This window comes from Mesorhizobium sp. M0189, from assembly GCF_040322135.1.
In the GTDB taxonomy this organism is placed as follows: domain Bacteria; phylum Pseudomonadota; class Alphaproteobacteria; order Rhizobiales; family Rhizobiaceae; genus Mesorhizobium.
In genome coordinates this window covers 228,318-248,502 of record NZ_JAMYSW010000003.1, presented here as the reverse complement: position 1 = coordinate 248,502, position 20,185 = coordinate 228,318, and the positions used below count along the sequence as shown (strand labels likewise).

General features: G+C 63.2%; 21 protein-coding genes and 1 tRNA gene. 6 read left to right on the top strand and 16 right to left on the bottom strand.

What is annotated here, in order from left to right:
- Positions 1 to 109 precede the first annotated feature (109 nt).
- Genes NKJ09_RS06915 through obgE form a run of 3 tightly spaced genes read right to left on the bottom strand, consistent with a single transcriptional unit; the run spans position 110 to position 3,598 of the window.
- Positions 110 to 1,396: a glutamate-5-semialdehyde dehydrogenase gene (locus tag NKJ09_RS06915; protein ID WP_352480953.1), complete on the bottom strand. Its 1,287-nt coding sequence runs from the start codon at positions 1,394 to 1,396 to the stop codon at positions 110 to 112.
- Between the two features lie 13 nt (positions 1,397 to 1,409).
- Positions 1,410 to 2,564, bottom strand: a complete 1,155-nt coding sequence (proB, locus tag NKJ09_RS06910) for a glutamate 5-kinase (RefSeq protein WP_023719680.1) — start codon at positions 2,562 to 2,564, stop codon at positions 1,410 to 1,412.
- Between the two features lie 2 nt (positions 2,565 to 2,566).
- Positions 2,567 to 3,598 (bottom strand): GTPase ObgE, encoded by a 1,032-nt coding sequence (obgE, locus tag NKJ09_RS06905; RefSeq protein ID WP_352480954.1) that lies wholly within the window; start codon positions 3,596 to 3,598, stop codon positions 2,567 to 2,569.
- Between the two features lie 171 nt (positions 3,599 to 3,769).
- Here obgE and NKJ09_RS06900 point away from each other — a divergent pair, with 171 nt between their 5' ends.
- A complete protein-coding gene (locus NKJ09_RS06900) occupies positions 3,770 to 4,639 on the top strand; it encodes an endonuclease/exonuclease/phosphatase family protein (protein ID WP_352480955.1) in 870 nt (289 codons plus the stop codon).
- A gap of 10 nt (positions 4,640 to 4,649) precedes the next feature.
- Here the strand turns inward: NKJ09_RS06900 and NKJ09_RS06895 are convergent, their stop codons facing one another.
- From NKJ09_RS06895 to NKJ09_RS06885, 3 genes are all read right to left on the bottom strand, one after another.
- Positions 4,650 to 5,237, bottom strand: a complete 588-nt coding sequence (locus tag NKJ09_RS06895; protein ID WP_352480956.1) for a GNAT family N-acetyltransferase — start codon at positions 5,235 to 5,237, stop codon at positions 4,650 to 4,652.
- A 115-nt stretch (positions 5,238 to 5,352) separates the two neighbouring features.
- On the bottom strand, positions 5,353 to 5,622 hold the full coding sequence (rpmA, locus tag NKJ09_RS06890; RefSeq protein ID WP_023678077.1) for a 50S ribosomal protein L27: 270 nt from the start codon (positions 5,620 to 5,622) through the stop codon (positions 5,353 to 5,355).
- Positions 5,623 to 5,720: 98 nt separating this feature from the next.
- Positions 5,721 to 6,428 (bottom strand): 50S ribosomal protein L21, encoded by a 708-nt coding sequence (locus tag NKJ09_RS06885; RefSeq protein ID WP_352480957.1) that lies wholly within the window; start codon positions 6,426 to 6,428, stop codon positions 5,721 to 5,723.
- Positions 6,429 to 6,766: 338 nt separating this feature from the next.
- On the opposite strand from NKJ09_RS06885, the gene NKJ09_RS06880 reads away from it, so the two are divergent.
- The 3 genes from NKJ09_RS06880 (at position 6,767) to NKJ09_RS06870 (ending at position 8,785) form a co-directional block, all read left to right on the top strand.
- A tRNA-Ser gene (locus tag NKJ09_RS06880) sits at positions 6,767 to 6,856 on the top strand.
- A 431-nt stretch (positions 6,857 to 7,287) separates the two neighbouring features.
- On the top strand, positions 7,288 to 7,926 hold the full coding sequence (locus NKJ09_RS06875; RefSeq protein ID WP_023719685.1) for a DUF1326 domain-containing protein: 639 nt from the start codon (positions 7,288 to 7,290) through the stop codon (positions 7,924 to 7,926).
- A 61-nt stretch (positions 7,927 to 7,987) separates the two neighbouring features.
- Entirely contained in the window at positions 7,988 to 8,785 is a 798-nt protein-coding gene (locus NKJ09_RS06870; protein WP_352494135.1) for a DUF2182 domain-containing protein, read from the top strand.
- A 129-nt stretch (positions 8,786 to 8,914) separates the two neighbouring features.
- Here the strand turns inward: NKJ09_RS06870 and NKJ09_RS06865 are convergent, their stop codons facing one another.
- Entirely contained in the window at positions 8,915 to 9,490 is a 576-nt protein-coding gene (locus tag NKJ09_RS06865) for a DUF308 domain-containing protein (RefSeq protein WP_352494134.1), read from the bottom strand.
- Positions 9,491 to 9,566: 76 nt separating this feature from the next.
- Positions 9,567 to 10,166, bottom strand: a complete 600-nt coding sequence (locus NKJ09_RS06860) for a TetR/AcrR family transcriptional regulator (RefSeq protein ID WP_352494133.1) — start codon at positions 10,164 to 10,166, stop codon at positions 9,567 to 9,569.
- Positions 10,167 to 10,902: 736 nt separating this feature from the next.
- Here NKJ09_RS06860 and NKJ09_RS06855 point away from each other — a divergent pair.
- Together NKJ09_RS06855 and NKJ09_RS06850 are read left to right on the top strand one after the other, a co-directional pair.
- Positions 10,903 to 11,796, top strand: coding sequence for an alpha/beta fold hydrolase (locus tag NKJ09_RS06855; RefSeq protein ID WP_352494132.1), 894 nt, complete (start codon positions 10,903 to 10,905; stop codon positions 11,794 to 11,796).
- Between the two features lie 197 nt (positions 11,797 to 11,993).
- Complete coding sequence (locus tag NKJ09_RS06850) at positions 11,994 to 12,248, top strand: hypothetical protein (RefSeq protein WP_245278615.1); 255 nt, start codon at positions 11,994 to 11,996, stop codon at positions 12,246 to 12,248.
- Between the two features lie 21 nt (positions 12,249 to 12,269).
- Here NKJ09_RS06850 and recQ read toward each other — a convergent pair whose 3' ends face one another.
- The 8 genes from recQ to NKJ09_RS06810 all read right to left on the bottom strand — a co-directional run bounded on the left by recQ (position 12,270) and on the right by NKJ09_RS06810 (position 20,161).
- Entirely contained in the window at positions 12,270 to 14,105 is a 1,836-nt protein-coding gene (gene recQ, locus NKJ09_RS06845) for a DNA helicase RecQ (protein ID WP_352494131.1), read from the bottom strand.
- Between the two features lie 362 nt (positions 14,106 to 14,467).
- Positions 14,468 to 14,806 carry a cupin domain-containing protein gene (locus NKJ09_RS06840; protein ID WP_023719692.1) on the bottom strand — a complete coding sequence of 113 codons (339 nt, stop codon included), beginning with the start codon at positions 14,804 to 14,806 and terminating at the stop codon, positions 14,468 to 14,470.
- A gap of 24 nt (positions 14,807 to 14,830) precedes the next feature.
- On the bottom strand, positions 14,831 to 15,598 hold the full coding sequence (kduD, locus tag NKJ09_RS06835; RefSeq protein ID WP_352480961.1) for a 2-dehydro-3-deoxy-D-gluconate 5-dehydrogenase KduD: 768 nt from the start codon (positions 15,596 to 15,598) through the stop codon (positions 14,831 to 14,833).
- A complete protein-coding gene (gene kduI, locus NKJ09_RS06830; RefSeq protein WP_023719694.1) occupies positions 15,595 to 16,452 on the bottom strand; it encodes a 5-dehydro-4-deoxy-D-glucuronate isomerase in 858 nt (285 codons plus the stop codon). The genes kduD and kduI overlap by 4 nt, the downstream gene beginning before the upstream one ends.
- 28 nt (positions 16,453 to 16,480) lie before the next feature.
- The gene (locus NKJ09_RS06825; protein ID WP_352480962.1) at positions 16,481 to 17,257 is read right to left on the bottom strand and encodes a FadR/GntR family transcriptional regulator; all 777 of its coding nucleotides are present in this window, start codon (positions 17,255 to 17,257) and stop codon (positions 16,481 to 16,483) included.
- 10 nt (positions 17,258 to 17,267) lie between these two features.
- Positions 17,268 to 18,548 carry a TRAP transporter large permease gene (locus NKJ09_RS06820; RefSeq protein ID WP_023719696.1) on the bottom strand — a complete coding sequence of 427 codons (1,281 nt, stop codon included), beginning with the start codon at positions 18,546 to 18,548 and terminating at the stop codon, positions 17,268 to 17,270.
- A 4-nt stretch (positions 18,549 to 18,552) separates the two neighbouring features.
- Positions 18,553 to 19,080, bottom strand: a complete 528-nt coding sequence (locus tag NKJ09_RS06815) for a TRAP transporter small permease (protein ID WP_023719697.1) — start codon at positions 19,078 to 19,080, stop codon at positions 18,553 to 18,555.
- Positions 19,081 to 19,183: 103 nt separating this feature from the next.
- Positions 19,184 to 20,161 carry a TRAP transporter substrate-binding protein gene (locus NKJ09_RS06810; protein WP_352494130.1) on the bottom strand — a complete coding sequence of 326 codons (978 nt, stop codon included), beginning with the start codon at positions 20,159 to 20,161 and terminating at the stop codon, positions 19,184 to 19,186.
- Positions 20,162 to 20,185: the final 24 nt, after the last annotated feature.

The window sequence follows — 20,185 nt, the reverse complement described above, 5'->3', positions numbered from 1 at the left end:
TTGGCGAAATCGCGAACGAGAGCTGATCTCCCCCCTTGAGGGGGAGATGTCCGGCAGGACAGAGGGGGGTGGCTGGGCGCAAGGCTTCAGGTTCTTTGAACACAAAGCTTCAAGGCCTCACCTGTCCCGACCCGCGTACACGATATTTGAACGACGTCAGTTGCTCGACGCCGACCGGTCCGCGGGCATGCATCTTGCCGGTGGCGATGCCGATTTCGGCGCCCATGCCGAATTCGCCGCCATCGGCAAACTGGGTCGAGGCGTTGTGCAGAAGGATCGCCGAATCGACCTCGTTGAAGAACCGGTCGACCGCTGTGGCGTCCTCGGCGACGATCGCCTCGGTGTGATGCGAGGAGAACGTCTCGATATGCTCGATCGCGCCGCCAATGCCGTCGACCAGCTTCACAGCGATGATCGCGTCGAGATATTCGGTCACCCAGTCTGCATCGGTCGCGGGCTGGGCATCGGCATAAAGCCTCAGCACCTCGGCATCGGCATGGATCTCGCATCCTGCCGCCCGTAGGGCCTCGAGGATCGGCACCAGGTGCGTGACGGCGACGGCACGGTCGACCAGCAGCGTCTCGGCAGCGCCGCACACCCCGGTGCGCCGCATCTTGGCATTGACCGCGATCTTGACCGCCATGTCGAGATCAGCCGATCGGTCGATATAGAGATGGCAGATGCCCTCGAGATGGGCGAAGACCGGCACCCGCGCCTCCTTCTGCACACGCTCGACCAGGCTGCGGCCGCCGCGCGGAATGATGACCTCGAGATTGCCGGAAAGCCCTTTCAGCATTTCGCCGACGGCGGCGCGATCGGTGGTCGGCACCAATTGTATGGCATCCTCCGGCAGCCCGGCTGCCTTCAGCCCCTCGACCAGGCAGGCATGGATCGCGGCGGAAGAATTCGCTGAATCCGAGCCGCCGCGCAGGATCACCGGATTGCCCGCCTTGAGGCAGAGCGCACCGGCATCGGCGGTCACGTTCGGCCGGCTCTCATAGATGACGCCGATGACGCCTAGCGGCGTGCGCACCCGTTCGATGTGCAACCCGTTCGGCCGGTCCCATCCAGCAATGATTTCGCCGATTGGGTCGCGCAACTCGGCGATCTCGCTGATGCCGTCTGCCATGGCGCGGATGCGGACGGGATCGAGCTTCAGCCGATCCATCGACGCTGCCGATAGGCCAGCCTCCTCGCCATTTCTGATGTCGATTGCGTTGGCGTCGAGGATATCCTGCTCATGCCGAAGGATCGCCTGAGCCATGCCGACCAGCGCCTTGTGCTTGCGCTCGGCCGCTGCGATGGCCAGCGGTCGGGCCGCGGCATGCGCGCGGCGGCCGATATCGGCCATCAGCGCGACGGTGTCATCCCGGGATTTTTCATGCAGCGTCAGCATGGCTCATCCTCCGCTATGTAACCTGGTCACCGACTACTTGCTCACCACCGGCATGGCTCACCACAAGGTCGTCGCGGTGGATCATCGCCGAACGCGCCTCGTAGCCGAGCACGGTTTCGATCTCGGTCGTCTTCAGCCCAGCGATCCTTACGGCATCGGCGGCATCATAGGCAACCAGCCCGCGCGCTATCTCGCGGCCCTCGGGCGACAGGATCGCCACCGTGTCGCCACGCGCAAAATTGCCGCTGACCAATTTGACGCCGGCCGGCAGCAGCGACTTGCCGGAGAGCAGCGCGCCGATGGCGCCGGCATCGACGGTCAGCCGGCCAGCCGGTTCGAGCTGCCCGGCGATCCAGGTCTTGTAACCTTTGACCGGGCTGCTGCTCGGCCGGAAGAAGGTGGCGCGCTCGCCGCGCTCGATTGCCAGCAGCGGCGACAGCCGCGTGCCTGATGTGATGATCATGGCGGTGCCGGCGGCGGTTGCAATCTTGCCGGCATCGAGCTTGGTGCGCATGCCGCCGCGCGACAATTCCGAAGCGGCGGCACCCGCCATCGCCTCAATGTCGGGGGTGATGCGGTCGACGATCGGAATGAACCGAGCGTGCGGGTCACGCGCAGGCGGTGCCGTGTAGAGCCCGTCAATGTCGGAGAGCAGCACCAAAAGGTCGGCGCCCATCATGGTGGCGACGCGCGCCGCCAGCCGGTCGTTATCGCCATAACGGATTTCGGAGGTGGCCACCGTATCGTTCTCGTTGATGACCGGCACCGCCTTCATCTTGAGCAGCGTCGAGATCGTCGCCCGCGCGTTGAGATAACGGCGGCGCTCTTCCGTGTCGCCGAGCGTCAACAGGATCTGGCCCGATTTCAAACCATTCTTGCCGAGCGCATCCGACCAGGCGCCGGCCAAGGCGATCTGCCCGACGGCGGCCGCCGCCTGGCTCTCCTCGAGCTTCAGCGCCCGCTTGCCGAGGCCGAGGATGGTGCGGCCAAGTGCAATCGCACCGGAAGACACAACGAGAATTTCGGCGCCGCCATTGGCCAGCACGGCGATGTCGTCGGCAAGCGAGGCCAGCCAGTCGCGCTTCAGGCCCGTCGTGCGGTCGACAAGCAGCGCCGAGCCGATCTTGACGGCAATGCGCCGATAATTTTTCAGCGATTGCGCGGCCATGGCTATGCGTTCCAGCGCGTCTCGACCGGCGCAGCGACAGCTTCGCGCGCCTTCGCCACCACAGCCATCAGCGCGCGCAACACCGCCTCGACGCCCTCGCCGGTGACCGCCGAAAGCAGCATCGGCGCGCGGCCGGCGGCGCGTTTCAGCGAGGCGGCCTTCTTTTTGCGTGCGTCGGCATCGAGTATGTCGACCTGCGAAAGAGCGACGATCTCGACCTTGTCGGTCAGCCCGTTGCCATAGGCGTCGAGTTCGGCACGCACGGTCTTGTAGGCCTTGCCCGGATTTTCTTCCTGCGCCGAGACGAGGTGCAGAAGGACGCGCGTGCGTTCGACATGGCCGAGAAAGCGGTCACCGATGCCGACGCCTTCATGCGCGCCTTCGATCAGGCCGGGAATGTCGGCAATGACGAATTCGCGCCCGTCGATGCGGGCCACGCCAAGGCCCGGATGCAGCGTGGTGAAGGGATAGTCGGCGATCTTCGGCTTGGCCGCGGTGACGGCCGCCAGGAAGGTCGACTTGCCGGCATTGGGCAGCCCGACCAGGCCGGCATCGGCGATCAGCTTCAGCCTGAGCCAGATATTGAGCTCTTCGCCCGGCAGTCCGGGGTTGGCGCGGCGCGGCGCCTGGTTGGTCGAGGTCTTGAAATGCTGGTTGCCGAAGCCGCCATTGCCGCCCTTGGCCAACAGGAAGCGCTGGCCGACGACCGTCAGATCGCAGATCAGCGTCTCATTGTCCTCGGCAAAGACCTGTGTTCCGGCCGGCACTTTCAGCGTCACGTCGGCACCCTTGGCGCCGGTCATGTTGCGGCCCATGCCGTGCGTCCCGGTCTTGGCCTTGAAATGCTGCTGGTAGCGATAGTCGATCAGCGTGTTTAGTCCGTCGACCGCCTCCACCCAGACATCGCCGCCGCGGCCGCCGTCGCCGCCGTCCGGGCCGCCGAACTCGATGAACTTTTCGCGCCGGAACGACACCGAACCGGCGCCGCCGTCGCCGGAGCGGATGTAGACCTTGGCTTGATCGAGAAATTTCATCGGATTGTATGATTTCTGCTATTGGCTTTGCGGGATTGCTCTAAAGCAAGGCGGGTCGAAGGGCGAGGGCCGTTTTTGCTACTGTAACGTCGCGCGTATCTCTGGACGCGTAGCATTTGGTTGACCCTTGCCGAAAATCGATCTTCGGCTTTCCAAGCGCGAGATGTCGGAATGAAGCTGGTAACTTACAATATCCACTACGGCATCGGCCTCGACGGCCGCTATGATGTCGGTCGCATCGCCGATGCGGTGCGCGGCGCCGACGTGATCGCGCTGCAGGAGGTCACCCGCGCCAACCCGAAGAATGGCGGCCGCGACATGGTGGCCGAGCTCGGCGAGGCGCTGCCCGACTATTTTGCCGTCTACGGCAGCAATTTCGAAGCCGACGCCGGATCGCGCCTGGAGAACGGCCGCGCCATCACGACCACCTTCCAGCTCGGCAACATGGTGCTGTCGAGAACGCCGATCCATCTGTCGCGCAATCTCCTTTTGCCGCGCAGCCGCAGTTTCGAGGCGATGAACTTCCAGCGCGGCGCGCTGGAGGCGCTGATCGAAACGCCGCTTGGCTTCGTCCGCTTCTATTCCACTCATCTCGACCATCGCAGCCCGGTCGAACGCCTGAGCCAGATCCGCTTTCTGCGCGAACGCCTGTTGAACTACCCGCTCGAAGGCGGTGGGCTCTCCGGCGTCGCCGAGATCGGCTTACCGGACTTGCCTTGTCCCGAAGCCTTCGTCGTCATGGGCGACTTCAACATGCTCGCCGGATCGCCGGAACACGTCGAACTCGCCGGCCAGCCTGACCATGAATTCGGCATGCCGGTGACCGCCGACCTCGCCGTCGATGCCGCCGCGCGCCTCGGCGCGGCCGGCACCGATCTCGTCACCTGGGTCGACCCCAAGCGGCCGGGCGATGCCAGCCGCCACAAGCGCATCGACTACATCTTCACCAGCGCCTCGCTTACCAAATCGCTGAGGCGCCTGTGGGTCGACCGGCAAGCGGCCGGTTCGGATCACTTGCCGGTCTGGGTCGAGATGGCGTGAGCCGCATCCATCAAAAATGCACCCAATTCCTGAGGCTGGTCCAGGTCTTGCGATCGAGGCGGTAGCGCTCGACCGGCACCTGGCCGGCAACGATCGAATTCAGCATGCCCTGGCCGGCATACTGGAAGCCGCATTTGTGGATGACCCGGCGCGAGGCCGGATTGATCACCCGCGTCGAGGCGTGCAGCACCTGGATCGTGGTTCTCTGGAAGGCAAGGTCGACCAGTGCGTGCGCTGCCTCCGTCGCGTAGCCGCGTTTCCAGTACGGCTCGCCGATCCAATAGCCGAGCTCCAGCCCGCGATCCGTGGTGTTGAGCCCGGCACAGCCGACGAAGGTCTCGGTGCCGGCCAGCGTCAACGCATAGGCGATTCCGGCCCGGCGCGATGCCGTCATAGCCAGGAAAGCGCGTGCCTCGGCCTCGCCATAGGGATGCGGCATGCGGGCCAGCATTTCCGCGACATGGCGGTTATCGGCGAGCGCCACCAATTGCTCGATATCGCTTTCACGCGGGGCCCGCATGACCAGCCGCTCGGTGACCAGGACCGGGCAATCTATCGCGTAACTTTCGTCGTCTGTCGCTTCCGCTTCGGCAACCATGTCAGTCCTCCAGGCAAGAAAAAGGGGAGATGGAAACCCATCTCCCCTGATCCATTTCCTGGCTTGGCCAGACACCGGTCCCGAGATGGGTGCCGGTGTTCTCTTGCGGAACCGGCTACTCCGCTGCCTTCGTCATCGGGTTCACCGATACGTAGGTTCGGCCATTGGCTTTTTTGTTGAAGGTGACTGCGCCAGCTTCCAGCGCAAACAGCGTGTGGTCCGTGCCAATGCCGACATTGGTGCCGGGATGCCACGTCGTGCCACGCTGACGAATGATGATGTTGCCTGGAATCACGGCTTCGCCGCCGAATTTCTTCACGCCGAGCCGCTTGGAATGGGAGTCGCGACCATTGCGCGACGATCCGCCAGCTTTCTTGTGTGCCATCTAACTACTCCGATGCGCCGCGAGGCGCCTAAACGATCTTATGAACGCGTTCGCGTTCCGTTTCAAGTCCGATCCGGCGACGATTGCGCCAGTTCGTTCTACTTCTTCGCCAATTCCTTGGCCTGCTCGCGCCAGTCCTTGATCTGGTCGGCGCTGAACGGCATGTGCTCGTCGATCTTGGCGACATCCTTGTCGGACAGCTTGGCGATCTGGGCGAAGGTGGTGATGCCCTGTTCGTTGAGCTGGCCGGCGGCAACCGGGCCGATGCCCTTGATCACCGTCAGATCGTCCGGCTCGCCCTTCGGCGCCTTGAACAACGGCGCGGCGGCTTCGGCAGCCTTGTCCCCGGTCGTCTCGGCCTTGCCTTCCTTCTTCGGCGCAGCCTCTGCCTTGGCTGCGGCCTTCGGCGCAGCTTCAGCCTTCGCCTCGGTCTTGGCGGCAACTTCGGCCTTCGCTTCGGTCTTGGCGGCGGTCTTCTTCGCCGGCTTGGCGCCACCCAGCAGGATCTCGGCGATCCTGACAGTGGTCAAAAGCTGGCGATGGCCGATCTTCCGGCGCGAATTCTGCCGGCGACGCTTCTTGAAGGCGATGACCGTGCGGTTCTTGCCCTGCTCGACGACTTCGGCGGTGACCATCGCACCATCGACGAACGGCGCGCCGAACGTGACGTTCTCGCCTTCGCCATGCGCGAGCACATTGCCGATTTCGACGATGTCGCCGACATTGGCTTCGAGTTTTTCGATCTTCAGGAGATCGTTGGCGGCAACGCGATACTGCTTGCCGCCCGTTTTGATGACTGCGAACATTTTTTGCCTTTCGCTGTTCGGTCGGCCTTGATGAACCGCCTGAGGCGGTTCGGCCGTCTTTTTGTCAGTCTGCGGGTTCAAAAAACAAGCGGCGCGGAAGATCCCTCCACGCCGATTGCGCGCTGTCCCTAACCGAAGGTTCGGCTTGAGTCAAGGCAAGCGCCGCGGGCAAGCTGCGAATGGGCTGAGCCCAGTCCGGCAAACATGGAACATCGGGCACCGCAGCTTTGAACGCAGCACGGACGGGAACCTGCGGCGCCGGGGCAGATTGGCCCTTGTAACCTGCCTGTCCAGCCGTTATCTAGTGCGCCGCGCCGGCAACGGCGGACCATGACCGCGGAGAGGTGGCAGAGTGGTCGAATGCACCGCACTCGAAATGCGGCATGGGTGCAAGCCCATCGGGGGTTCGAATCCCTCCCTCTCCGCCAGTGATCCTAATTTCATTTTTTGATTTTTGCCTGCCGAACTCAGCCATAAATGCTCGTGAAGCCGCGGAGCTCAATTGCAGCCCGGCGTTAACCCTTGGCCCGCTAGGTCGTTGACCAAGCAACCGAGCGGTGTTGCGGAAGGTTGTCGGTTCGCAATGTGGGTCAAGCGAGCGTCAGCTGGATCGTGTATTTGGTGATCGACCCGTCGCGAACCTACCCACGACCTCATCGAGCACATGGAACGGAGCAAGAAACCACTTTCGTGGTCGCATTGGATGGTGGCTGGGTTCCGTCGCGAGCAGTTGCTGATCAACGCGGTGACTTGTGTCTGGGGCGTCAAGTCCACCAAAAATCAGCGAGCGATGCACTAACTGCTGGAGTGCGCCCCGCCTTCGACGTATAAATGGCGCTACATTCCGGGAGGAAGAGCCATGAATGCAGTGCCTCAATGGCGGCTCGCAGGCGACTGGTTCGACATCTGCAGCTGCGACATCCCTTGCCCTTGCGAGTTCGCCCAGCGGCCGACCGGCAATCACTGCCAGGGCGTGCTCGCCTGGCATGTACGCGAGGGTCAGTATGGCGACGTGAAGCTCGACGGCCTGTCGCTGGTGGCGCTCGGCGAGTTCGAAGGCAATCTATGGGCCGGCGAGGCAAAGGCCGTGATGGGCATGTACCTCGACGAGAAGGCGAACGAGCGGCAACGTGAAGCCCTGCAGGCGATCTTCGGCGGGCAGGCTGGCGGCTGGCCGGCGGGTTTTGCCGCCAACATCGGCGAGATGCGTGGCATGGAGTTCGTGCCGATCACTTTCGAGGTGGCGGGCGACCTTGCCACCTGGCGGGTCGAGATTCCTGGCCTCGTCGTCGGGCATGCGGAAGCGCTTTCAGGTCCCACAACACCACCCGGCAAGCGGGTGCAGACGATCAACCCGCCGGGCTCGGAGGTCGGCCCGGGCCAGGTTGCCACCTGGGGGCGTTCGGTCGAGGTGAGCACCAAAGGCTTCGGGCTCGACTGGACGGGCACGGCGCGCTCGAGCAAACACATTCCGTTCGACTGGACCGGCCCGAACTAGGGACGTGCCGATGCCTGACGCGTTCCCCGGGAAATCGTCGCGGCTCCGGAATTTGCGTGGCATGCCGCTCGGCCTTCTCGCATCGCTCGTCGTGCTAACAGCGGCGGCGTGGGCGCTGACCCTCAGCATGGATATGCCTATGGGCATTGCGGTGCGCGGCGGGATGGAGGGTATGGAAGGCATGGCCGGCATGGCGATGGCCGGAATTGCCGCTGACGGCTGGTCACTCGCCGGCGCCGCCGCCTTTCTTGCTGTATGGACGGTGATGATGGCTGCCATGATGCTGCCGGCGGCCGCGCCCATGATCTTTATGTTCGCGGCGGCGCAGGCCAGGCGCGAACAGCACGTTGCCGTCCCGACGTGGATATTCGTCGCGGGTTACATGCTCGTCTGGGCGGCGGCGGGCCTTCTCGTGTATGTCCTGGTCCAGATCGGAAGCGAGTTTGCGACGAGCCTCGATCCGCCTCAGCATTCGAAATGGGCGCCGCTCGCGCTCGGTATCACGCTTGGCGTCGCCGGACTCTACCAATTCACGACACTCAAGCACATTTGCCTCAGCCATTGCCGTTCGCCGCTCGCTTTCGTTGCGCAGCATTGGCGCGACGGGCGGGTTGGCGCACTCGAGATGGGGCTGCGGCACGGACTCTATTGCTTTGGTTGCTGCTGGGCGCTGTTTGCCGTGCTGGTCGCGGTGGGCATCATGAGTGTCGCCTGGATGCTGCTGTTGACGCTGGTCGTCTTCGTCGAGAAGCTGCTGCAGCGCGGCCGCCGCTTCGAAGTTGCCTTGGGCATTGCGCTGATGGCCCTCGGGATCGCTGTATCGTTCGGCGCGATCGAGATGCCTTGGATGAGCGGCTAGCCCCCAGCCGGGTGGTGAAATTCCAAACATATCGGTCCTTAAGGATAAGGGCGGGTCGTTGTGTTTGGCGAACCGATACTAGCAGCTGGCAGCCCTCTGATCGGGTCGGTGATGGCTCAAGATGGCGGGCTATGCAGCCTTCCGCCGCAATTGGCTCACACTCAGCCACACCGCCGAAACCAGGAAGTAGAGGGCGCCTACTGCGGCATAGCCGGCCACGTTGGTGATGGATGGCGGCATCGGCATCCGCGCCTGCGCGATGAAAAACGTGCCTGCCAGTGCTGATTGCCCTCCGCTCAGGATCATCGCCCACTGCGCGCCAGAGCTCTTCCAACGGCGGACCGCGGTGCCGAGTTGAAGCAGGCCAGACAGGATCGCCCATAGGCCGAACACCCCAAGCACCCAATTCATGCTCATCTTCAGCGCAACAACGACCGCGAGCGTTGTCGCCGCGCTGACCACGACGTTGATGGTCTGGGTGCGATTCTGTCCCAATCCTCCGCTGCGCGATGCGTCGACAAAATTGGCGAGGGCATCCCATGCAGGATAAGCCACGAGCAAAACCGCCGCCACCACCCCGGAATTCTGTCCCACTGTAAAGGCAGCCGCCACCCAGACAGCCGAGACCGCCGTCCGTGCGAAGTAATAGAGCTTGAGCCATTGTTCCTGGCTGGCGCGGGAAAGATCGCTACTGTGAACCGTCATTGGATGTCCTTTCGACTAGTAGGTAGGTCTCTCGACGAACGTCGCAGAGCCGTTACGGCGATGGTTATTTGAGGTCTTAGGATTGTATCTGGAGGGAACGCGGAGCGAGCCGCTCCAGGAGCGGGCGTGTCACGACGGCGAATATCTTCGGATCGCCATAGGCCCGTGCCGAAAGCATCGCGCCGTGGACAGTCGCCATGAACGCTTCAGCCTCGGCACGAGGGGCACCCATCAGTTGGAATCGGCCGAGCCGCGCACCGCGCTCCAGCACGGATGTCAGCCAAGCCGACAGGGAGCGGAAATGCGCCCGGACCTCAAGGCCAACTTCCTCGGGCAGCACGGGGAGCTCGCTTGCCAACAGCGCGCAGATACAAAACGGAGCGCTGGCATCCGCGATGCAGACTTCCCAATAGCCAGCGTAGTCCTGAAGCTGTTCGAGCGGATCGGAGACCTGAAGTTCGAGATTCGCCATCCCCGCTTCAGCTTCTTCCCGATACCGCGCAACCAGCGTTCGGACCAGATCGACCTTGCTTGGGAAATGGTGATGGATGCTCGCCTTACGAATCCCGACCACATCAGCGATGTCGGCATAACTGAAACCGTTGTAGCCGCCAGCGACGATCAGAGAACGCGCACAAGCCAGGATGTCGTCGGAGGTAGTAGACACGTTGCCCATGCCCCTACCTACCTTCTGGTAGGATGGCAGTCAAGCCCTCTTGCAACGCAACGACCAAAGCGAGAGCAGTAGCGTGGAACGTGGCTATGGCGCAGACGTCATTCGATGTTCCTTGTGTCTCGGCCGCCATCAATTCAAAAAAGCGCCGAGTGTTTGTCGATCGAAGTAGCCGTCCCACTTCGAGGAGAAGGCGACACCCTTCGGCCGACCGGATCATCGCAATCGCCGCGCGGCACTAGGCGTTTGCACCGACTGCGCTATCTCCCCATCGTTAGCCCTGTTCTATCGCTGGTTGAGATCGGGAGGTTTCCATGGATCGGCGACTATTTTTGACAGGAATGTTTGGCATTGCCGGGGCCGCGGCCCTTGCAAGCACGGTTCGGCCAATCAACGCAGTGGCCGGCGTTCCAACTGCCAGAAACGGCATTCTCGATGAACTCGAGGCGCCGGACGTCGAGACCTTCGACGACGATACTCAAGCAGAGTTGCAACCAGTCTATCATCGCCGGTGGCACCGGCCGCGCCGGCGCCGCCGGCGTGCTTGGAGAAGGGTCTGTCGCGTTTACTGGCGGAATGGCTATCGGCGCAGGCGGTGCTTCCGCAGGCGCGTCTGGGTCTGGTTTCGATTCTAGCAATTGGCCGGCTTGAACCCTGGCCATCGCGGCCGGGGTTTTCGCCTCAGGCGACCGTTAGTGCCCTTAGAGAGTTTGTCTGACGGCGCCGGAGGAGGCTGACGGTGTTTGCAGGTTTCAGAGCCACCAGCTTGCGACTGGACGATACGACCATTTTCGCAAGGGTCGGTGGCACCGGTCCGCCGCTGCTGCTTCTTCACGGTTTTCCAGAGACGCATCTGATGTGGAGGGATATCGCCGCAGCCTTGGCGCCCCGCTTCACGGTGGTCGCCGCCGACCTTCGAGGCTATGGCCAAAGCGGATGCCCGGTTTCCTCTGCCGATCATAGCCAATACGCCAAGCGCGCCATGGCCGGCGACATGGTTCAAGCCATGAAGCAACTGGGGTTTGAGCGATTCATGGTTGCCGGACATGATCGCGGCGGGCGGGTTGCCTATCGCCTTGCGCTCGACCATCCCGACAAAGTCCTCAAAATCGCCGTCCTCGACATCATCCCCACCGCCGCAACATGGGATCGGGCGGATGCCAGGCTGGCGCTCGGCTTCTGGCCCTGGAGCCTGCTTGCCCAGCCGGAGCCCCTGCCGGAACGTCTGATTGGCGCGGCTCCCGATGCCGTCGTCGACGATGCAATAACGCAATGGGGATCGTCGACGAAAATGGTCTCCAAAGAGGTCAGGGACGCCTATGTTGATGCGCTTCGCGATCCCGCGCATATTCATGCGATATGCGAAGAGTATCGCGCCGCTGCGACGACCGATCGTGAACATGACGCGCTGAACCAGGCAAACGGTCGTCGCATCGAGTGCCCGCTAATGGCGCTATGGAGTGGCGAAGGCGCCCTGGAGAACTGGTATGCGCAAGAAGGCGGGCCGCTGGCTATCTGGAGGAAATGGGCTGACAGCGTGGAAGGACGCGCTGTCCAAGGCGGGCACTTTTTCCCAGAAGAGCACCCCGACACGATAGCAGCGGTTCTCTCGGAATTCTTCGAGGACAAATAGGACGGTCAGGACAGAGGGTTGTAGAGGTCACATGCTTCAGTTACGCGGAACCTCGGGAGTGCTTCGCGGCCCCAGGTCGAGCATCCTCCGATATTCGTCTGTCCGGCATCAACGTGCTTGATAAGAGAATGAAGCCGATCTCCATGGCCACGCCTGTGATATGCAGCCTGATGTTTGTCGGAAGTTGTGCATCGCCTTTGCCTGCATCCTTTGATGCTGCGAAATACGACAAGATGAGTTGCGTCGAGCTCAACGTGGCGATCGGCACGGTCGCTGACGAGATGTCGGCAACAGCCATCGCTCGCGGCAAAGTCGTCCACACCAACATTCCGGATTGGCTGTGGGGAGGGCAGCGTGTCGCCTCGACCGTCGCTGCCCGCCAGAGCGCGAAGATCGAGCGCTTGCGGCAGCAGGAGGCTGCGATTGCGGCGGCGAGACGAAGCAGGTGCTGATTGCGTCACTGAAGTGGGTCTTCAGCCCGCCACACCGGACTGATGCGCAGCGATCGCGCCGAGGAATATCTCGCCGAAATCCTTGAGCTTGGCGGCGCCGACGCCGTTGACCGCGGCGAAGGCGTCCAGATCACGCGGGCAGCGTTCGGCCATATCGATCAGCGTACGATCCGAAAAGATCACGAAGGCCGGCATTTGGCGTTCCCGGGCAAGACGCAGCCGTACCGCCTTGAGCGCGGCCAGCAGCGCCGAATCCAGACCTTCCGTGCCTGCTGCGGTATCCACAGGACGTATCTTGCCTCGCGATGACTGGCGCGCGTCCACGCGATACCGGAATGAAGCCTCGCCCCGGGCGAGTTCACGGCCTTTCTCGGCGACGGCGAGGCCGCCATGGCCGGCTGAGTCCGATGTCAGGAACCCTCCCGCGACGAGTTGGCGAAGCAGCGACAGCAAGAGACTCTTCTTATGCGCCACACCGGTGCCGAAGCTGGCAAGCCTGTGGTGGTTCCTGGCCAGGACCTTCTCGGTCTCATGGCCGAGCAGGACATCGACAACGTGGGCAGCGCCAAAGCGCTCGCCGGTCTGTGTGATCGCTGCCAGGATGATCCGCGCCTCGGCGTCGCCATCCGCATGCGGCGCCTGGTCGAGGCAGTTGTCGCAATTGCCGCAAGGCGAAGCACTTTCGCCGAAATAGCCAAGCAGGATCTGGCGGCGGCACTGCGCCGTCTCGCAATAGCCGATCAACGTATCGAGCCGGCCATGCGCGCGCCTCTTGTGCTCCGCCGGTGCGCCCTCGTCGTCGATGAAAAGCCGGCGCATACGGATGTCGCCGAGACCGAAGAGCATATGCGCCTCGGCCGCCCGCCCGTCGCGGCCCGCCCGCCCGATTTCCTGATAGTAGGCTTCCAAGCTGCCCGGCAGGTCGGTGTGGAAGACATAGGCGACGTCCGGCTTGTCGATCCCCATGCCGAAGGCGATGGTCGCCACCATCACCACCCCGGACAAGGTCATGAAAGCGTTTTGATTCGCTTCACGCGCGTCCTTGCTCATGCCGGCATGATAGGCGAGCGCGCGTACGCCGTTCCGCTCGAGGAACGCCGCCATCTCTTCGGTCTTTTTGCGCGACAGGCAATAGACGATCCCGCTTCGGCCGGCATGGCGCTGCACGAAATTCAGCAATTGGCGCTTGCTGTCCTGCTTGGGCTCGATGCTTAGCTTGATGTTCGGTCGGTCGAAGCCGAGCACCACGGTATCGACGCGCCCGTCGAACAGTTGCGCGGCAATGTCGGTGCGCGTCGTCTCGTCCGCAGTCGCCGTCAGCGCAATGATCGGCACATCGGGGAAGATGCCGCGCAGCCGCGACAATTCTTCGTATTCGCGCCGGAACGCCGGTCCCCATTGCGAGATGCAATGTGCCTCGTCGATGGCGATCAGCCGGACATCGAGCTTGGTCAACGCCTCGAGCATCCGCGGGGTCATCAGCCGCTCCGGCGCAAGATAGAGCAGCCGTGTCTGCCCTGCCGCGACGCGGCGCCATGCAGCGACATTGGCATCGCGATCGAGCGAGGAATTGATCGTATCGGCCGCCACACCGGCAAGGCGCAATGCGGCGACCTGGTCCTGCATCAGCGCTACCAGCGGCGAAACGACAATGGTGAGCCCGCCCAGCACCAGCGCCGGGACCTGGTAGCAGAGCGATTTGCCCGCACCCGTCGGCATGACGGCCAGTACATGATGCCCGGCCAGCAGCGCCTCCATCACGGCCGCCTGGCCGAGACGAAAATCATCGAAGCCGAAGACATCCTTCAGGACGCGCCGCTTGGAATCCTCTGCCGGCATGCTCGCCGCAATCTGCATTACAGAACTTTCGCGGATACGACCTGCCGAAATTCCCCGGCGAATCGCCGGGTGATTGCCTGGACAGCAGATTCGAACATTTATCGACCCCTCTGGTCCTGTCCTCGGCACCGCCTGAAGCGAACTTCTCTCTCATTGGCCGATATCAGACCGTCGTTCCAGCCCCTATTCGCCTTGGCTGTGAATATCGCGCCGCCTCGGAGCGGTTAATCCTATCTTCACCATCATTCGGCAGGTTCAGGTTCTGCGGTGATGTTTTGAGTACCGCGGCGCCACAAGCGCCCAGGCAACACGCCCGCGTCTCTCCGGAGGCGCGGGTTTTTCGTTCCGAGAACTGACAGCCTGATCTTCGGGCCCGCAGCTCAGTCGAGGAAATCGGCGCGGGGCGGCGTAAAGTTGTCGACCAGTCGTCCCGCCTCCAGTGCCTTGACGCCATGGACCAGGTTGGAAGGAACGATGAAGCTGCTTCCGGTTTCCAAGATCTCGGTCCTGCCGTCGATGGTGACCTCGAAGCGGCCTTCGGCGACGTAGCTCGCCTGGACATGCGGATGCGAATGCAGCGCGCCGACGCCGCCCTTGTCGAAGGCGAACTCGACCATCATCAGTTCGTCCGTGTGCAGGAGCACGCGCCTGCGGTTGCCATCCGGCGTCGGCGTCCACGCACCCTCGCCGGCATGCGAGAAGATCTTGGTTCCGGTCATCGCCAAACTCTCATCTTTTGTTGTTCATCGCGCCAGCCAGCCACCGTCCACCGGCATCACCGCGCCGTGCATATAGTTCGACGCCGGCGCCAGCAGGAAGACGGCTGCGTCGCCGATGTCTTCCGGCGCGCCCCAGCGCCCGGCCGGAATGCGCGCCAGGATCGAAGCGCTGCGGTCGGGATCGGCACGCAGCGCCTCGGTGTTGTTGGTCTCGATATAGCCTGGCGCAATGCCGTTGACGTTGATGCCCTTTGCCGCCCATTCGCAGGCGAGCAGTCGGGTGATTCCGAGCACGCCATGTTTGGAGGCGGTGTAGGAGGCGACGCGGATGCCACCCTGAAAACTCAGCACCGAAGCGATGTTGACGATCTTGCCACGCCGTCCCGGGTCGGCAAGCACGCGCCTGGCAAAACTCTGGCTGAGGAAGAACACCGTCTTGAGGTTGACGCCGATGACGTCGTCCCAGTCGGCTTCGGTCAAGTCGACCGCATCGGCACGCCGGATGATGCCGGCATTGTTGACCAGGCCGTCGAGCGGCCCCGTATCGTCCCAGACGCGGTCAAGCATCGCCTGGGCGGCGGCATCATCGCCAAGGTCGCAGCGGACCGCCTCGAAGCGTCCGCCGGCCGCCGCAATCTTCTCCGCCGTCTCGTCCATCGCCGAGCGACCGACGCCGACGACCGCGCCGCCGGCACGCGCGATCGACACGGCGATGCCCTGGCCGATGCCGGTATTGGCGCCGGTGACGAGGATACGCTTGCCGGCAAGGCTGAAGGCCGAGAGGTCGCTCACTTGAGCTCCTCCATCGCCACCAGGTCGACATCGGTATAGTCGACATTGTCGCCGGCCATCGCCCAGATGAAGGCGTAGTTCGAGGTGCCGGCGCCCGAATGGATCGACCATCCCGGCGACAGCACCGCCTCCTCGTTGCGCACGACGAGATGACGCGTTTCGTCCGGTTCGCCCATGAAGTGAAACACCCGCGCCGTCTCCGGCAGGTCGAAATAGAGATAGGCCTCCATGCGCCGGTCATGCACATGGCACGGCATGGTGTTCCAGACCGAACCGGGGGCAAGCTGGGTCATGCCGACGACCAGCTGACAGGTCTTCACGCCGTCGGCATGGATGAACTGAAAGATCGAGCGCTCGTTGGAGGTCGCCTGGCTGCCGAGATCGAGCCGCTTGGCATCGCCGATGCGGATCAGCCGGTTGGGATGGCTCTGATGCGCCGGCGCGCTTAGCAGGTAGAACTTAGCCGGCTCAGCCGGATTGGTCGCAGCGAACGACACCTCATCGGTGCCCATGCCTAGATAGAGCATGTCGCGCGCCTGCAGCTCGTAGGATTGGCCGCTGGCTTTCACGACGCCTGCACCGGCGATGTTGACGATGATCATCTCGCGGCGGTCGAGAAAATTCTTGGTCCCGGTTGGCTTGATCGCCTGCAGCGGCAGCGGCGCGCCGGCGGGCATGGCACCGCCGACGATCATGCGGTCGTAATGGGTGTAGGTCAGGCTGATACGGCCGGGCTGGAACAAGTCCTCGATCAGAAAATTGTGACGCAGTTCGTCCGTGCCCATCGCCGCGGCAGAAACAGGATCGATGGCAAAGCGCGAGGTGAAATCCGTATGATTGTCAGTGTGATTCATTGCTGTCCCATGGAGCTGCCTCAATTGCTTATTCAGTTGCCGCGGCCTTGACCGAGTCGGCATAAAACACCTGACGCGCGTGCAGGCGTTCGCGATACCGCTGCTGGCTGGCACCGAGATGCGCGCGCATCGCCTCCCGTGCCGCCTCGGCATCGCCTGCCGAGATGGCATTAAGGATCATCAGGTGTTCGCGCTGCAGGCCGCGCTGGTAGGCGTCGGACTGCGCGAATTCGGTCGACCAGGGCGAGGTCACATCGCAAGGGATGGCGCGCCGGCCGAGCACATCGAGCATCTCGACATAGAACGGATTGTTGGTGGCGCTGGCGATTGCGCGGTGGAAGGCGAGGTCGGCCGGTCCCGTCGGCTCGCTGTTGAGGAGCAGCCGTTCGAACTCGAAGAAGGCTTCCTGGATCGCCGCTTCCTGTGCGGCGTTACGGCGGAGGGCGGCGAGCCCGGCGGATTCGATCTCGATCGCCAACCTGACTTCGAGCACGTTGAGGGCAATTGAATCCTTGCTGCCCATCTCCGCTGCCAGAGCCCCGAACGCTGTCGAGATATGCTCGGTGACAAAGACGCCGGCGCCTTGGCGCGGCTCGACCAGGCCGTCCGCGGCAAGCTTGGCCAGCGCCTCGCGTATCACGGTGCGGCTGACCCCGAAGGTTTCAGTCAACTGGCCCTCGGTCGGCAGCTTTTGCCCAGGCTGGATCTCGCCCGCCTGCAACTGCTTGCGGATCGCGGCGACGACGGTTTCCGAAAGCTTCGGTCTTCGTTCGACGCGGAGCCCGACTGCGGTGTCCGATGCCATGTCGCAACCCCTATTTGAAGACGCTCGGCAGCCATAGCGAAATGGCTGGAATGTAAGTGACGAGCGCCAGCACCACGAGGCCTGCGCCATAGAACGGCCAGATCGAGCGCATCGATTCCCAGACGGATATCTTGCCCACTGCGCACGCCACGAACTGCACTGCGCCCACCGGCGGCGTGTTCAGCCCGATGCCGAAATTGAGGATCATGATGACGCCGAAATGCACCGGATCGACGCCGTAGGCCTGCGCCACGGGCAGGAAGATCGGCGTGCAAATGATGATCGTCGGCCCCATGTCCATGAACGTGCCGAGGAACAGCATCAAGAGGTTGAGCAGCAGAAGCACGACCAGCGGATCGTCCGAGATCGCGTTCATGGAGGCTATCAGCGCTGCCGGTACTTTCAGGAAGGCCATCAGCCACGAGAATGCCGCCGCCATGCCGATGATAAGCAGCACCATGGCCGTGGTGCGCACGGCGCCATGGGTGGCATGAACGAACCCTTCCCAGGTCATCTGCCGGTAAACGAAGACAGTCACGAGCAGCGCATAGATGACGGCGATACAGGAACTCTCGGTGGCCGTGAAGACGCCCGATCGTACGCCGCCGAAGATGATCGCGATCAGCAGCAGGCCGGGCACCGCGACGGCGAAAAGATGCGCGACCGCGGTGAAGCCCGGAAACGGCTCGGTCGGATAGCCGCGGGAGCGCGCCACGAAATAAGCGGTGACCATCAGTGACAGGGCCAGCAGCAGGCCCGGGATGATGCCGGCCGTGAACAGATCGGCGATGGAGATCTTTCCGCCTGCCGAGATCGCGTAGATGATCATGTTGTGCGACGGCGGCAGCAGCAGCGCGATCAGCGCCGCCATCGACGTGACGTTGACGGCGTAGTCCGCTCCATATCCACGCGCCTTCATCTGCGGGATCATCAGGCCGCCCACCGCGGCTGCCTCCGCCACCGCGGAGCCCGAAATGCCGCCGAATAGTGTAGCGGTCGCGATGTTGACCTGCCCGAGGCCGCCGCGCAAATGGCCGACGAGCGAGCCGGCGAAGGCAACGATCTTGCTGGCGATGCCGCCGCGCACCATCAAGTCGCCGGCGTAGATGAAAAACGGAATGGCCAGCAGCGAAAAGACGCTCATGCCGGAATTCAGGCGCTGGAAGACGATCAGCGGCGGCAGGCCCATATAGAGGACGGTGGCCAGGCTTGCGACGCCGAGGCAGAAAGCGATCGGCGTGCCGATAAGCATCAGCAGGGTGAAGACGCCGAAGAGAATCCACAGTTCCATGGCGTCAGACCTTCACGTTGGCGGTGTCGAGTTCGGCTGCGACTTCGGCCGGCGGCAATTCATCGAGGGCATCGTCGATCGGCGCGCCGGAGAGGCGAAGCACGATGCGCTCCAGCGTGAAGAGCACGATGAGCGCGCCTCCCGCGACAAGCGGGACATAGTCCCAGCCCCCCGATATGCCGAGTGACGGCAAGACAGAGCCCCAGGTCAATGCGACCAGCTGGCTGCCATACCAGATCATGCCGATGCCGAAGGCGAGCGCGACGAGGTCCGAAATCATCCGCAGCCAGCGCTTGCCGCCTTTTGGCAGCACGTAGAGCAGGACGTCGAAGCCGAGATGATAGTTCTCGCGCACGCCGACGGCAGCGCCGAGGAAAATGAACCAGCTCATCAGCATCACCGAGCCCGGCTCGGTCCAGCTCGGCGAACGATTCAGAACATAGCGGCCGAACACTTGCCAGGCGACGAAGGCGGTCATCAGCACCAGCCCGATGCCGGCGATCGACAGCGCCGCCGTGCTGACGCGCGACATCACTTGCGCGACGCCGGACAGGAGCGGTCTTGGTTTTGGGCTGGAAGTCACCGGTTTTCTCCGCAAGAGGACGGCGGCGCGGGATGTCCGCGCCGCCGCTTGATCACTGCACGGCCTTGATGGCTTCGACCATGGCCTTCAGCTTGTCGTCCTTGACGTGCTTCTCGTAGACCGGGCCCATCGCGTCGATGAAGGGCTGCTTATCCGGCGTCGTGATCTGCGAACCGGCCGCCTCGACCTTGGCGCGCGATTCCTTGACCTTGGCGGTCCACAGCTCGCGCTGCTTGGCGACGCTCTCCTTGGCGGCCGCCTTGAAGATCGCCTGGTCTTCCGGCGTCAGCTTGTCCCAGCTCGACTTCGCCATGACGAAGGCTTCCGGCACCATCGTGTGCTCGTCGAGCGAATAGTATTTGGCGACTTCCGCGTGCTTGGCGGTGTCGTAGCTCGGAAAATTGTTCTCCGCGCCGTCGATCACCCCGGTCTCGATCGCCGAATACACCTCGCCATACGGCATCGGCGTCGCGTTGGCGCCGAGTGCCGCCACCATGTCGACGAAGATGTCGGACTGGATGACGCGGAACTTCATACCGGCCATGTCGGCTACAGTGTTGATCGGCTTCTTCGAATTGTAGAAGGAGCGCGAGCCGCCGTCGTAAAAGGCGAGCAGCACCAGCCCGACCTGGTCGAACGCCGCCGCGATCTGGTCGCCGATCGCTCCGTCCATGACCTTGTGCATATGGTCTTCCGAACGGAAGATGTAGGGCAGCGAGGGTACGGTGGTCTCCGGGATGAGCCCGTTGAACGGCGCCATCGAGACGCGGTTGAGATCGATCACGCCGGTGCGCACCTGCTCGATCGTGTCCTTTTCCTCGCCGAGTTGCGCGGAAGGATAGAGTTCGACCACATAGCGGCCGGCCGTGCGCTCTTTCACGAGCTCGCCGAAATATTTGACCGCCTCGACCGTCGGATAGCCGTCCGGGTGTGTGTCGGACGAGCGCAGAACCGTCTGGGCGCTTGCCGTTCCGGCCAGCAGTGCGGCGGCAAGTAGCGTAGCTCCCGCCAGTCTTGAAAAATGCAGCATTGGTTTCCTCCCGTTTGAACGATG

Excerpts from the sequence above, each read along its gene's own strand:
- NKJ09_RS06915 (WP_352480953.1), bottom strand. The coding sequence starts at position 1,396 with ATGCTGACGCTGCATGAAAAATCCCGGGATGACACCGTCGCGCTGATG.
- proB (WP_023719680.1), bottom strand. The coding sequence starts at position 2,564 with ATGGCCGCGCAATCGCTGAAAAATTATCGGCGCATTGCCGTCAAGATC.
- obgE (WP_352480954.1), bottom strand. The coding sequence starts at position 3,598 with ATGAAATTTCTCGATCAAGCCAAGGTCTACATCCGCTCCGGCGACGGC.
- NKJ09_RS06900 (WP_352480955.1), top strand. The coding sequence starts at position 3,770 with ATGAAGCTGGTAACTTACAATATCCACTACGGCATCGGCCTCGACGGC.
- NKJ09_RS06895 (WP_352480956.1), bottom strand. The coding sequence starts at position 5,237 with ATGGTTGCCGAAGCGGAAGCGACAGACGACGAAAGTTACGCGATAGAT.
- rpmA (WP_023678077.1), bottom strand. The coding sequence starts at position 5,622 with ATGGCACACAAGAAAGCTGGCGGATCGTCGCGCAATGGTCGCGACTCC.
- NKJ09_RS06885 (WP_352480957.1), bottom strand. The coding sequence starts at position 6,428 with ATGTTCGCAGTCATCAAAACGGGCGGCAAGCAGTATCGCGTTGCCGCC.
- NKJ09_RS06875 (WP_023719685.1), top strand. The coding sequence starts at position 7,288 with ATGAATGCAGTGCCTCAATGGCGGCTCGCAGGCGACTGGTTCGACATC.
- NKJ09_RS06870 (WP_352494135.1), top strand. The coding sequence starts at position 7,988 with ATGCCGCTCGGCCTTCTCGCATCGCTCGTCGTGCTAACAGCGGCGGCG.
- NKJ09_RS06865 (WP_352494134.1), bottom strand. The coding sequence starts at position 9,490 with ATGACGGTTCACAGTAGCGATCTTTCCCGCGCCAGCCAGGAACAATGG.
- NKJ09_RS06860 (WP_352494133.1), bottom strand. The coding sequence starts at position 10,166 with ATGGGCAACGTGTCTACTACCTCCGACGACATCCTGGCTTGTGCGCGT.
- recQ (WP_352494131.1), bottom strand. The coding sequence starts at position 14,105 with ATGCAGATTGCGGCGAGCATGCCGGCAGAGGATTCCAAGCGGCGCGTC.
- NKJ09_RS06840 (WP_023719692.1), bottom strand. The coding sequence starts at position 14,806 with ATGACCGGAACCAAGATCTTCTCGCATGCCGGCGAGGGTGCGTGGACG.
- kduI (WP_023719694.1), bottom strand. The coding sequence starts at position 16,452 with ATGAATCACACTGACAATCATACGGATTTCACCTCGCGCTTTGCCATC.
- NKJ09_RS06825 (WP_352480962.1), bottom strand. The coding sequence starts at position 17,257 with ATGGCATCGGACACCGCAGTCGGGCTCCGCGTCGAACGAAGACCGAAG.
- NKJ09_RS06820 (WP_023719696.1), bottom strand. The coding sequence starts at position 18,548 with ATGGAACTGTGGATTCTCTTCGGCGTCTTCACCCTGCTGATGCTTATC.
- NKJ09_RS06815 (WP_023719697.1), bottom strand. The coding sequence starts at position 19,080 with ATGTCGCGCGTCAGCACGGCGGCGCTGTCGATCGCCGGCATCGGGCTG.
- NKJ09_RS06810 (WP_352494130.1), bottom strand. The coding sequence starts at position 20,161 with ATGCTGCATTTTTCAAGACTGGCGGGAGCTACGCTACTTGCCGCCGCA.